We start from the raw sequence: 11930 nt of genomic DNA, 5'->3' as shown, positions 1-11930 counted from the left end.
TCCTTGATCGCCGTCGGCAGGCCCTACATGCCGACGACCTTGCCGTAAGCCGGACGCTGGTCGGCGCCGGCGTAGAGGATGGCGACCTGCCGCTCGAGCATCGCCGTGTGGTAGGCGACGGCCTCGGGGTGGAAGTCGCCCTTGGGTGTGGGCTCGTGGTCGAAATTGTCGAACCGGTCGACGCCGCGCACCAGGCTGGCGCTGTCGCGGATGCCGGAAAGCTGGCGGATGCGGGTCGGGATGTAGCGCACGGCATAGCCGATGCGCGGCCCGTCGCTGTCGTTGCGCTCGGACCCGTGCACGATCTTGACGTGGTGGAGCGACATCTCGCCCGGCGCCAGGACGACGTCGACCGCGGCCTTCTCGTCGACCTGGACCGCGATCTCCTGGCCGCGGCTCAGCAGGTTGTCGGTGGCGAAGGTGTCGGCGTGCGGCAACTGGTCGGCATCCTGCGTGCCGGGGATCACCCGCATGCACCCATTGGCCGGCGTCGAGGCCGAGAAGGCGATCCAGGCCGTCACCACGTCGGATTCCGACAGGCCCCAATAGGTGGCGTCCTGGTGCCAGGAAACGAAGGTACCGTCGCCGCCGCGTTTGTTGAAGAAGCCGGAACCCCAGCAAAGGATGTCCGGACCGACCACATCCTCGACCGCGTCCAGGATGGCCGGATGACGGACCAGGTCTGCCAGCCATGGCACCAGCAGATGGGGCTTCTGGTTGTGCGGCCGCGAGATGGTGCCGCCGTCGCGGGCTTCCAACTCGGCCAGGCGGCCGCGATAGCCCGCCATCTCGTGTTCGGGAAAGACGCGGATCGGGAACAGGATGCCGTCGCGCCGATAGGCGGCGACCTCCTGCTCGGTCAGGCGCTTGGTCATGGGCGTTCCTCCGACGGTCGATCGTTCGCGGTCAGTTGCGGACCACGTTCTCGAAGCTGGTGGTCTGGGTGCCGGCATAGAGGATGGCGGCCTGACGCTCGGCGGCGGCCTGGTGGGCCGCCAGGGCGCCGGGGGACATCTCGCCGTCGGGTGCCGGCTCCTGCTCGAAGTTGTTGAAGGCGTCGACGCCGCGCACCAGCACCGCGCCGTCACGGGGGCCGATGACCTGGCGCACATGGGTCGGGATGTAGCGGATGGCAAAGCCGATCCGGCGGTCCTGGGCGCGGTTGGGCTCCGAGCCGTGGAAGATGCGCACATGGTGCAGCGACATCTCGCCCGGCTGCAGCACCAGGTCGACCGCCTGCGACTCGTCGACCTCGACCGCCAGCTCCTGGCCGCGCGTCAGCATGTTGTTGGCGTCATAGGTGTCGGTGTGCGCCACCTGCTCGCCCTGGCTGCCGGGGATGACCTTCATGGCGCCGGCCTCGATGGTGCTGGGGCTGAGGGCGACCCAGGCCGTGATGACCTCGGGCTCCGACAGGCCCCAGTAGGTCGAGTCCTGGTGCCAGGAGACGAAGCCCGGGTCCTGCGCCTCCTTGATGAAGAAGGAACTGGACCAGCAGTGGAAGTTGGGCCCAAGGATTCCCTCGACCGCATCCAGGATCTTCGGATGGTGGACGAGATCCCACAGCCACGGGAACAGCAGGTGCGACTTGTGGCGCAGCGCGCCGCGTAGCGCGCGCTTTTCGCGCGCCTCGAAGGATTCGAGGCGACCGCGATAGAGCGCGGCCTCTGCCGGCGTCAGGACCGGGATGGGAAAGAGATAGCCGTCGCGGCGGTAGCGCGCGACCTGCTCTGGGGTCAGCGAAGTGCCGCTCGTGCGCGACGAAAGCGGCTCGGCGGTAAGGGACATCGGTGCATCTCCGGGAGGGGACGGGGCAATGCTGCCGCGATCACGTTGCTGGTATACAGCCTAGTCCCGAAGGTGGCCCCAATGGAAGGGCCGGACATATATCAGTTGCGTCTCAGTCGTCTTTTTGGGAGCAGTGTGATGCCGAGGGCCGAGCCGATGCACAGCAAAGCGGCAATCTCGTGCGGCCCCACCGCCTCGCCCACCACGATGGCGCTGCTGCCCAGCCCGACGACCGGCACGGCCAATATGCCGATGCCCGACACGGTCGCCGGCAGGGAGGCGACGACGCGGAACCAGGCGAGGTAGGCAGCCGCGTTCGAGATGTAGGCGAGGAAGGCGACCGCCAGCCAGCCGTCGAGCGGAATCGCGGCCCAGTCGGTATGGACGTCGGCCACGGACCAGATCGCCAGCAGCGGCAGCACGCCGACCAGAAGCTGCCAGCCGGCCAGCACGCCGACATCGACCCGCCAGATGCGCCGCTTCAGCAGGATGGTGCCGGCGGCAAACGCAAAGGCGGCCATCAGCGTCAGGGCTGCTCCCGCCGGGGCGTTGGCGAGCTTGGACAGGTCCTGGCTCATCAGCACGGCGATGCCGGCGATGCCCAGGCACAGGGCGGCCAGGTGGCGCGGCGTCGGCCGTTCCTTGAGGAAGAGGGTGGCCAGGATCGCCGTCCAGATCGGCATCGTATAGATGAGGAGCGCGGTGCGGCCGGGGCTCAGCAGCAGCACGCCATAGGTCATGCCGATCTGGAAGATCGACATGTTGATGATGGCGACCACCACCAGGTCGCGCCAGTGGTCGCGCGGCACCCGCAGGCTGTGGCCGGTCGCCCGTGCGACGGCCAGCAGGAAGGTGCCGGCCAGCAGCATGACGAGGCAGCGGCTGGCCCACGGGTCGATATAGTCGAGCGCGATGCGCATGACCGGGTAGCTGAGGCCCCAGCTCATCCACACCACGGCCAGCAGGGCGTAGCCGAAGAGCGTGACCTGCCCGTCGGCCGATCCGGATCGGCCCACCGCTCAGGCCGCCGGCAGTTCGGCCGCCAGCCGCTCCATGGCAGACCCGGGGCTGGTCAGCACCGGGACGGTGACGGTGCCCGCCGGCAGGGTGTCGACGACGCGCGCCATCGACGCCTGCGCCAGCACGATCACGTCGACCGTTGGGATCATGCGCAGCAAGGCGTCTGCCACCGCGCGGTCATGGCCGTCGCGGTCGCCCCGCTGCAACGCCTCGAAGGCGCCCTGGCAGACGTCGTCGCGAATCTCGACCGACCGGCCGGCCTGTTCCGCCCGGCGGGCGACGAGATCGCGGGTCGGCTGCAACGTGGAATTCAGGGTGGCGAGCACGCCGATGCGGGCGCCCGTGGCGACGGCGCGGTCGGCCATCTCCTGGTCGATGCGGAAGAGCGGCACGGGGCACAGCGCCCGGGTGGCGTCCACCGCCGGCCCGATCGACGAGCAGGTGACGAGAACGGCATCGGCGCCGGCATCGACGGCCGACCAGACATGGCCGGCGACCCGGCGCATGGTCGCCTCGGTCAGGCGGCCGCTGCGGATGGTGTTCCGCAGCAGGCTCTCGTCGACGATGTTGAACGTCTCCCACCCCGGCATGTTGGCGCGGGCGAGGTCGGCGAAGGTCGGCACGAGGCCGGGCACGGTGTGCACGAAGGCGAGCTGCTTCGCCATGGCGGGGATGACCTCGGGGGCGGGGGCTGGCGGGGAAGATCCAGCCTATATCACCCCGACGGGATCGGGCTAGGGGCGGCCGGGCTAGGAGCGGCCGCCGGGCCCCGTGTCCGCACCGATCGCCTGCATCGCGCGCGTCAGGTCGGACTGCCGGAAGGGCTTGGCTATGAACAGGGCGCCGCGGGGAAGGACGTCGGCGCCGCATTCGGTGTGGCCCGACGCGACGACGATCCGCGTCGGCGGCCAGCGGTCGCGGACATAGTGCGCCAGCTTCAGCCCATCCATCGATCCCGGCATCGCGATGTCGGTGAACAGGGCGCCGATGCCGGGGTGGGCTTCCATGATGCGGATTGCCTCGTCCGCCGAGCCGGCCTCGTAGATGTGAAAGCCGGCCTCCTGCATCGTGTCGGCCAGGTCCATGCGGACCAGGACCTCGTCGTCCACGACCAGGACGCTATGTGGGGGTGAAGAGCTTGCCATGTTCCTTCAACGCAAGGACGGCAGGAAGATCGTTGCTCGGCAAGGTTTATTTTATTCGCCGGTCAGCGCCGCCAGGGGCGCGTCCAACGTAAAGGCGAGACCGCCCGGGGCAAAGGACAGGATTGCGGTCCCACAAAAATAGCTGGCAAGCGAGCGTTCGATCAGCCGCGAGCCGAAGCCCTTGCTGGCCGGTGTAGCGACCGGCGGGCCGCCGGTCTCGCTCCAGACGAAGCGGAATCTCGACGCGTCGACCGTCCAGCGAATGTCGACCGTGCCGGTCTCGTTCGACAGCGCCCCATACTTGGCCGCGTTGGTGGCCAGTTCATGCAGCGCCAGCGACATGGCCAGCGCGCACTTGGCCGACAGGTGGACCGGCGGGCCGGCATGGCGGAAGCGTGCGGTCTCGCCGCCATGGGCGCCAAGAGCGCCGTGGATGACCTCGTCGAGCCCGGCCTGCGACCAGCTCGTGCTGGTGAGGATGTCCTGGGCCTTGCCGAGCGCACTCAACCGTGCGTTGAAGGCGTCGCGGGCTTCCAGGATTGGTACCGTCCCGCGCATGGTCTGGTTGGCGATCGCCTGCACCATCGACAGGGTGTTCTTCATGCGATGGTTCAGTTCGTGGGTCAGCAGGCGCTGGCGCTCCTCGGCCTGGCGGCGGCCGGAGATGTCGATCGCCGTGCCCACCGCGCGGATGCACCGGCCCTGCTCGTCGAAGATGCCCCGGCCCTTGGCCGCCACCCAGCGCAGGACCCCGTCGTCCCGCCCGATCGTGCGATACTCCACGTCGTAGGTGGCCCGGCGCACCGGATCGAGGGCGGAGGCAAAGGCGTCGGCGGTGGCCATCGCGTCGTCGGGATGCAGGCCGGAATAGAAGTCCGCCATGCTGCACGGCACGTCCGGCGCGATGCCGAACATCTGCTTGGTGCGGTCCGACCAGACAAGGGTATCGGTGGTCAGGTCGAGGTCCCAGGTGCCGATCTCGGCCGCGTCGATCGCCAGGCGCAGGGTCGCCTCGCTCAGCGCCAGCCGCTGCTCGATCTCATTCAGGTCGGTGATGTCGCGGCCGATTGATACCAGCCGCTCGATGCGGCCATCGGCCCCCGGCAGGGGCGAGATCATCACGTCCCACCATTTGGGCGTGCCCCGGTGGGTCGGGCAGAAGCCCTGGAAGCGCCCGATGCCGCCGGCAGCCGCCGTGGCCACGGCGGCGCGCGCCGCGGCGTTGTCGTCGCCTTTCCAGACACGCAGCCAGGATAGGCCGATGATGGCCTCGACGTCCGATATCTCCATCGACGCGATGCCGCCGGGGCTGACGAAGCGGGTGTGGCCTTCCAGGTCGAGCACGACCACGCAGTCGCGACTGGAGTTGAGGATGAGCGTATTGAGGCCGAGCGCCTCCTCCAGCGCGATCTGGCCAAGGCGGCCCTCGGTGACATCGCGCGAGACGGCCAGCAGCTTCTCCGGCCGGCCGTCGGCCCCGAAGATGGGGGTGACCTGCACGTCCCACCAGCGCGGCGTGCCGGCCATGGTCGGGGCGGCCCCCCGGAAGCTCCAGGTGGAGCCAGCCCTGGCCGCCGCAATTCCCGCCTCGACCTCGATCCGTCCCTGGCCCTGCCAGAAGTCCGGCCAAGGGCAGCCGCGGATGCTTTCGAAGTCACCGACCTCCATCACCCGCTGGCCGCCCTCGCTCATGAAGACGACCCGCGCATCAAGGTCCAGTACCTTGATGCAGTCGGCCGATGCCGCCAGGATGCCACGCAGGAAGGCGCCGTCGTCGATCAGTTCGGCATTGTGCGCCTTCAGCCTCTCCACCTGCCGGGCGATGGTGCCGGCCCGCTCGCTCTCTGCGCGGAGCTTGAGGGCGAGCACGAGCTGGATCGCCAGTTGCTCCATGACGCGCGCATCCTCGGCGTCGAAATGCCGGCCGGCGTCGTGGTGCACGATCCAGATGGTGCCAAGCTCCGTCCCGCCGGTGTCGTAAAGGGGGACGATCAGCCCTTCCAGCAACGGCCGGGCCGCCGCGTCGAGGTAGGTGAAGACCCGGTATGGCCGGTCGACCAGGATCGTGTGGCCGCTGGCCATGCACAGGCCGCAGGGGCTGAAGTCGATCGGCGAGTGGCCGCCGGTGTGACCATGCAGCGGCCCGGCCACGGCATCCCAGTCGAAGCGCCGCTCGCCAGCGGGGCCGTTGCCGATGAGGCTGAGGCCGGCCGAGCCGGCCCCGCAAAGTTCGATCGCCAGTTCCAGGAAGCGCGCGATGGCCCGCCCGGGTTCGTCGCACATCAGGGCCGACAGTTCGCGCGCGGCCGCGGCCTCGGCTCGCAGGTCGGGAGTTCTCCGCGGCCGGCGGGCCAGCGCGTCGGTAATGATCAGGTCGTCGGGTCGCAGCGCCACCGGCCCAGCGGGGGCGGCGGGGTGGAAACCTGTGTCCGTGGACGATAACTGGTTCAGGCGCGTCCTGTTCTGGCTGGCGGGCAGCCTATCAGCGGGCGCCGATCCCCGCCATCTCCGCGACGTTGCCGCCCAGGATGCGATCCTTCTCGTCCGCGGACAGGAAATCGCAGTAGCGCCGGACATAGTCGAGCGACTGCTTATAGGTGCAGAAGCGCTCGACGTTGGGCATGTCGGAGCCCCAGACCAGCTTGCCGGCACCCCATCGGTCGCGCATGCCGCGGATCAGCGCCTGAGCCTCGGTAAAGGGATAGTCCCATACCCCGCCCCAACTGATCGGGAACATGACCTCGATCATCACGTTCTCGCGGCGATAGGTGCGCTCGACCTCGTCGGGGAAGTCCCAGGCGCCCGTCCCGGCGAAATGGCCGACCGGTGGCCCCATCACCAGTAGGAAGCGGGTGGCGGGATATGCCGCGATCACGCGGTCGAGGGCGGCCAGGTTGGCGACATAGCTCGCCCGGTCATAGTCGGGCGTGCCCGACAGCTCGATGAAGACCGGCAGGCGATATCCCGCGATCTTGTCCCAGAACGGCCGGAAGTCGGCATGGTCGACGTTGCGGGCATAGCCGTGGCGCGACATCTCGTGGGCGTAGTAGAGGCCCTTCAGGCCCAGCTTCGTCACCGCGCGGTCGACCTCTGCCAGCGTCTCGGGCCGGTCGGCGGTGGCCTCGTCGATGTTCAACAGGCCGGTGAAGCGGGTCGGGTACTGGCTCTGGGCGAATGCGTTGTAGTCGTTCATCACGCCATAGCCGCCGCCGGCCTGGAGGATGATGTGGTCGACGCCGGCATTGATCATCTGGGCGATCATCTGCTCGGGCGGGCAGACGATGTCCTGCATGGCGACCGGCATGTACTGGACGAAATAGTCCTCGCCCTCCCAGGTGAACACGAGCTGGCCGTGCTGGCCCACGCGAAAGCGCACGTCGGTCAGCCCGGCCCAGGTGTTGTCGCCCGGGCGGAACAGCATGGTCGGCTTGATCTCGGCGCCATCGCGGGCGCGGAAGGTGCGCGCGGCCGGCCGGGTCACGACCTTCTGCAGGTACTTCAGGTGGATCTCGGTCGAGGGGTGCCCGCAGGGGCCGTCCCAGTGCTGGAACACATGGGCGTGGCAATCGATGATCATGGCCGCCGGATCGTCAGGGGAAGGAAAGGGGCGGGGCGGCCGCCAGGACCGCCCCGCGCGGGATCGACCTAGGGTCTAGGTCAGCTTGGCCATGTGGTGGTCGAACAGGCGCTGCACCTCGCCATTGACGCTGAGGAAGGTGCCGTAGAAGTCGAGGAACGCCTTCCACTCCGGATCGCCGTAGCGGACCATCCAGGTGTTGGGCCGGCGGTCGAGCGGGTTCTCCGGGTCGACGACATAGGCCCAGCTCGCGTTGCGCTTGGCGAACAGGATGACGTCGCTGTCGCCCGAGATCCACAGGTCGGCGCGCTTGGCACGCACCGGCTCGGCGCCCAGAGTCACCTGGCCGGTGGTGGTGATCACCTTGGCCTTGGGGAACAGGGTGGCGATGCGGCCTTCCTCGCTGGCGCCGGCGGTGACCGAGATGGTGACCGACGGGTCGTTGAAGTCGGCGGCCGTCTTGAACCGGCCGGCATTGTCCTTGTGGGCCAGGCACAGCGTGCCCTTGGAATAGAGCGGCCCGATGAACTGCACCGTCATGGCGCGCGCCATGGTGTAGACGGCCGACGACCCGAACAGGTCGAAGTCGCCCTTGCGCAGGCCGACGGTGGCGTTGGCGAAGGTGACCTCGCTCCATTCCACCTTGATCTGCATCTCGGCCGCGAGCTTCTCGACGCAGTCCTTGTAGATGCCGCCCAGTTCGCCGGTCTTGGCGTCCTTGTAGAACCATGGACCGGTCTGGGCGTAGCCCGCGCGCAGCACGCCCGCCTTGCGGATCTTGGACAGGACCGAGTTCTCGCTGATGCCCGTGTCCAGCATCTGGGCGTGGGCCTCGCGGATGGACGTGGCGCCGGCCAGGATGCCGGCGGCACCGGCCGCCGCACCCGCCATCGCCACGCCGGTCAGCAGCCCGCGCCGGCTGCTGTCGATCTGATCGCTCATTGCTGCCTCCTGTTGCCGTTGGTTGCCGATTCTTCGGTCGTTTATTGTCCTATTGGCTGGCGCCGCGCGCGGCGATCGGCCAGACCGCCTCGACGCGGCCCTTGCGCACGCCGACATACCAGTCGTGCAGATTGATCGTGGGGTCGCAATGGCCGGGGATCAGCCACAGCTTGTCGCCCAGCTTGAGGGGCGTCTTGGCCCCGGTCGTGCGCACCTTGCCATGCTCGTCCGAGACGCCGGTGACCTCCAGGTCGTCGCGGCCATGGACCCAGGGCGCGCCCTTTTCCATGGTGTAGGCCTTCAGGCCGGCGTCGCAGATGGCGCGGTCGGCCGTCGGCACCGACATCACCGTCGCCAGCACGAACAGGCTGTGCTCGAACTCGTCATAGCGGTTCGAGGTCTTGCCGCCGATGCGGGCATAGTCGGTGTCCATGAACAGGTACGAGCCGCACTGCAGCTCGTTGTAGACGCCGCTGGTGGACTCGAACTGGAAGGTGCCGGTGCCCGCACCCCCGACGATGTCGCAGGAGAGGCCAACCGCGGCCAGCGCATCGACCGTCAGCTTGGTCTTGGCGACAGCCAGCTCGATGGCGGCCTTGCGCTCGTCCCAGGTTGCGAGATGCTGGGCGGTGCCGTGATAGGCCTGGAGCCCGCCGAAGCGCAGGCCGGGCGTGGCCGCGATCTGCTGCGCCAGCTTGACGGCCGCTTCGCCGGGCTCGACGCCGCAGCGCGCCGTACCGACATCGATCTCGACCAGGGCGCCCAGTTCCACGCCATACTCGCGGGCGGCGCGGCCGGCGGCCTCGATGTGCTCCGGCGCGTCGACGCAGAGCGCCACCCGGGCGCTCTGGGCCAACGCGGCCAGGCGAGCCAGCTTGCGGTCGCCCACCACCTGGTTGCTGACGAGCACGTCGCGCACGCCGCCGGCTACCAGCACCTCGGCCTCGCCGACCTTCTGGCAGCACTGGCCGATGGCGCCGGCCTCGATCTGCTTGAGGGCGATGATCGGCGACTTGTGGGTCTTGGTGTGGGGCCGCAGGCGGACGCCGGTGCGGCGGGAAACCTCGGCCAGCTTGGCGATGTTGCGCTCGAGGGCGTCGAGGTCGATGACGAGGGCGGGCGTATCGATCTCGCTCACCGGCATGCCGATGTCGGCGGGGGGACGCTGGGGCAAGGCTTGACCTTTGCAAGGAGTGAAATCGCCGGTAGCGTATTTCAAGACAGAACGAGCCGCGATGATTATTTGCCCCTGCCCGACACCGCCCGCCGCCGATCGCCATGACGGCTGACCCGCCCGACATCCCGTGCGTGGAAGTGCTGGACCTGCACAAGCGGTTCGGCGCGCTGGAGGTGCTGCGCGGCGTCTCCACCAAGGTCCATCGCGGCAGCGTCGTCAGCATCATCGGCGCCAGCGGCTCGGGAAAAAGCACCCTGCTGCGCTGCATCAACTACCTGGAGATGCCGACCTCGGGCGAGGTGCGAATCGATGGCGAGCCGGTCGGCTTCGAGCATCGCCCTGGCGACCAGGTGCGCAAGCGCTCGGCCCGCGAGATCGCCCGCTTCCGCCAGGACCTCGGCATGGTGTTCCAGCAGTTCAACCTGTGGCCGCACCTGACCGTGCTGGGCAACGTGGTCGAGGCGCCGATCCGGGTGCGCGGCATGCCGCGGCGCGAGGCGATGGAGCTCGGCCGCGCCTGCCTCGCCCGCGTGCAGTTGAGCGAGAAGGCGAACGAGTATCCGGCACGCCTGTCCGGCGGCCAGCAGCAGCGCGTCGCCATTGCCCGCGCGCTCGCCATGCAGCCCAAGGTGATGCTGTTCGACGAGGCGACATCGGCCCTCGACCCCGAGCTGACGGGCGAGGTGCTGGAGGTGATGCGCGGGCTGGCCCGGGACGGCACGACGATGATCGTCGTCACCCACGAGATGGCGTTCGCCCGCGAGGTGTCGGACCGCGCGATCTACCTCCACAACGGCCTGATCGAGGAGGAGGGGCCACCCGCCCAGGTGTTCGGTGATCCCCGGTCGGAGCGCTGCCGGCAGTTCCTGGCGAAGCTGCTGCACTGATGTTCTCGCAGAACCTCCGCGAGATGCTGGATCTCGCGCTCTTCTGGGAGTACCGGCAGATCCTGCTGGCGGGCCTCGCCTTCAACTTCTACGTCTTTGCCGCCTCGGCCCTGGTCGCGGTGTCGCTGGGGTTCCTGGCGGCGTTGGGGCGCGTCAACCCGCTGCGGCCGCTGCGCTGGCTGGGCGCCATCCATGTGGAGACGTTCCGCAACGCGCCCGACTACGTCATGCTGGTCTGGGTGCATTTCGTGCTGCCGCTGCTGCTGAGCCAGATGCTGGGCCAGCGCATCACCTTCGCGCCCTTCGTGTCGGCCGTGATCGCGCTCGGGCTGGTCTATAGCGGCTACCTGGCGGAGACCTTCCGCACCGGCATCCAGGCGGTGCCGAAGGGGCAGGTCGAGGCCGCGCGGGCCTGCGGCATGGGTGGCGCCCTCATCATGCGGCGCATCATCCTGCCCCAGGCGGTGCGCATGATGCTGCCCGAGGCGATGAACAATTTCGTGTCGCTCTTCAAGGCGACGACCATCGTCTCGCTGATCACGGTGCCCGACCTGATGTACCGCGTTTCCATGGTGACGCAGCAGGAGATGCGGCCGTTGCCGCTCTATACCGGGGCCGCCATCACCTATTTCCTGCTGATCTGGGTCGTGGCGGCGCTGGCGCGGGCCGGCAGCGAGCGCTGGCGCCGGAAGATCTGGGCTTAACGACGATGGGCAACTGGGAAAGGCTGGTCTGGAACCAGCGCGACGTGCTGCTGCAAGGCTTGCAGGTCACCATCGAGATCTGCGCCATCGCGTTTGCCGTCGCCATCGTCATGGGGCTGGGGCTGGCGCTGATCCGCCTCTATGTCCGGCCGCTGCGCTGGATCGCCGGCTTCTGGATCGAGTACTGCCGGGCGACGCCGATCTTCGTGCAGCTCATGTGGGTGAACTATGTCTGGCCGGAGCTGATCGGCTGGCCGACCTCGTTCTATACGGCCGGCTGGGTGGCGCTCGCCTTGCAGTCCAGCGGCTATCTGGCCGAGACCTTCCGGGCCGGGATCGAGAATATCGGGCGGGGCCAGCGCGAGGCGGCGGCCGCCGTCGGCATGTCGCCGGTGCTGGCCTTCCGGCGCATCGTCCTGCCGCAGGTGCTGGTCATGATCGCGCCCACCATCGTCACCCAGTTCACCGTGATCGTGAAATCCTCGACGCTGGTGTCCGTCATCACGGTGCAGGACCTGATGTTCCAGTCCCAGAAGCTGGTCAACGTGTGGTACGAGCCGATCGAGATCCTGACGGCGACGGCCGCGCTCTACATCCTTTTCATCTTCGCCGTATCGGCCCTGGGCAAGGCGTTGGCCGACCGCCTGCGGCTGCGCTACGGCCTGGGCACCTGAGACTGGAATCTGAGGC

General features: G+C 68.6%; 12 protein-coding genes. 3 read left to right on the top strand and 9 right to left on the bottom strand.

Annotation, left to right across the window (positions count from 1 at the left end; genetic code table 11):
- Nucleotides 1–23: 23 nt before the first annotated feature.
- The 9 genes from STVA_RS14785 to STVA_RS14745 form a co-directional block, all read right to left on the bottom strand.
- Complete coding sequence (locus STVA_RS14785; RefSeq protein ID WP_123688675.1) at nt 24–875, bottom strand: phytanoyl-CoA dioxygenase family protein; 852 nt, start codon at nt 873–875, stop codon at nt 24–26.
- Between the two features lie 31 nt (nt 876–906).
- Nucleotides 907–1788, bottom strand: a complete 882-nt coding sequence (locus STVA_RS14780) for a phytanoyl-CoA dioxygenase family protein (protein WP_123688674.1) — start codon at nt 1786–1788, stop codon at nt 907–909.
- Nucleotides 1789–1889: 101 nt separating this feature from the next.
- On the bottom strand, nt 1890–2804 hold the full coding sequence (locus tag STVA_RS14775; protein ID WP_123688673.1) for a DMT family transporter: 915 nt from the start codon (nt 2802–2804) through the stop codon (nt 1890–1892).
- Nucleotides 2805–2807: 3 nt separating this feature from the next.
- A complete protein-coding gene (locus STVA_RS14770; protein WP_123688672.1) occupies nt 2808–3473 on the bottom strand; it encodes an aspartate/glutamate racemase family protein in 666 nt (221 codons plus the stop codon).
- Between the two features lie 84 nt (nt 3474–3557).
- The gene (locus STVA_RS14765; protein WP_197735639.1) at nt 3558–3917 is read right to left on the bottom strand and encodes a response regulator; all 360 of its coding nucleotides are present in this window, start codon (nt 3915–3917) and stop codon (nt 3558–3560) included.
- Between the two features lie 87 nt (nt 3918–4004).
- On the bottom strand, nt 4005–6347 hold the full coding sequence (locus STVA_RS14760; RefSeq protein ID WP_170216348.1) for a PAS domain-containing protein: 2343 nt from the start codon (nt 6345–6347) through the stop codon (nt 4005–4007).
- A gap of 88 nt (nt 6348–6435) precedes the next feature.
- Entirely contained in the window at nt 6436–7530 is a 1095-nt protein-coding gene (locus tag STVA_RS14755; protein ID WP_123688669.1) for an amidohydrolase family protein, read from the bottom strand.
- 75 nt (nt 7531–7605) lie between these two features.
- A complete protein-coding gene (locus tag STVA_RS14750; protein ID WP_170216347.1) occupies nt 7606–8472 on the bottom strand; it encodes a substrate-binding periplasmic protein in 867 nt (288 codons plus the stop codon).
- Nucleotides 8473–8521: 49 nt separating this feature from the next.
- Entirely contained in the window at nt 8522–9646 is a 1125-nt protein-coding gene (locus STVA_RS14745; protein ID WP_197735638.1) for a DSD1 family PLP-dependent enzyme, read from the bottom strand.
- Nucleotides 9647–9750: 104 nt separating this feature from the next.
- Here STVA_RS14745 and STVA_RS14740 point away from each other — a divergent pair, with 104 nt between their 5' ends.
- Genes STVA_RS14740 through STVA_RS14730 form a run of 3 tightly spaced genes read left to right on the top strand, consistent with a single transcriptional unit; the run spans nt 9751 to nt 11914 of the window.
- The gene (locus tag STVA_RS14740; RefSeq protein ID WP_123688666.1) at nt 9751–10536 is read left to right on the top strand and encodes an amino acid ABC transporter ATP-binding protein; all 786 of its coding nucleotides are present in this window, start codon (nt 9751–9753) and stop codon (nt 10534–10536) included.
- Nucleotides 10536–11240 (top strand): amino acid ABC transporter permease, encoded by a 705-nt coding sequence (locus tag STVA_RS14735; RefSeq protein WP_123688665.1) that lies wholly within the window; start codon nt 10536–10538, stop codon nt 11238–11240. The genes STVA_RS14740 and STVA_RS14735 overlap by 1 nt, the downstream gene beginning before the upstream one ends.
- Before the next feature lie 5 nt (nt 11241–11245).
- Nucleotides 11246–11914, top strand: coding sequence for an amino acid ABC transporter permease (locus tag STVA_RS14730; protein ID WP_123688664.1), 669 nt, complete (start codon nt 11246–11248; stop codon nt 11912–11914).
- Nucleotides 11915–11930: the final 16 nt, after the last annotated feature.

The organism is Stella humosa, assembly GCF_006738645.1.
GTDB lineage: Bacteria > Pseudomonadota > Alphaproteobacteria > ATCC43930 > Allostellaceae > Allostella > Allostella humosa.
This window is presented reverse-complemented; position numbering and strand designations above follow the sequence as displayed.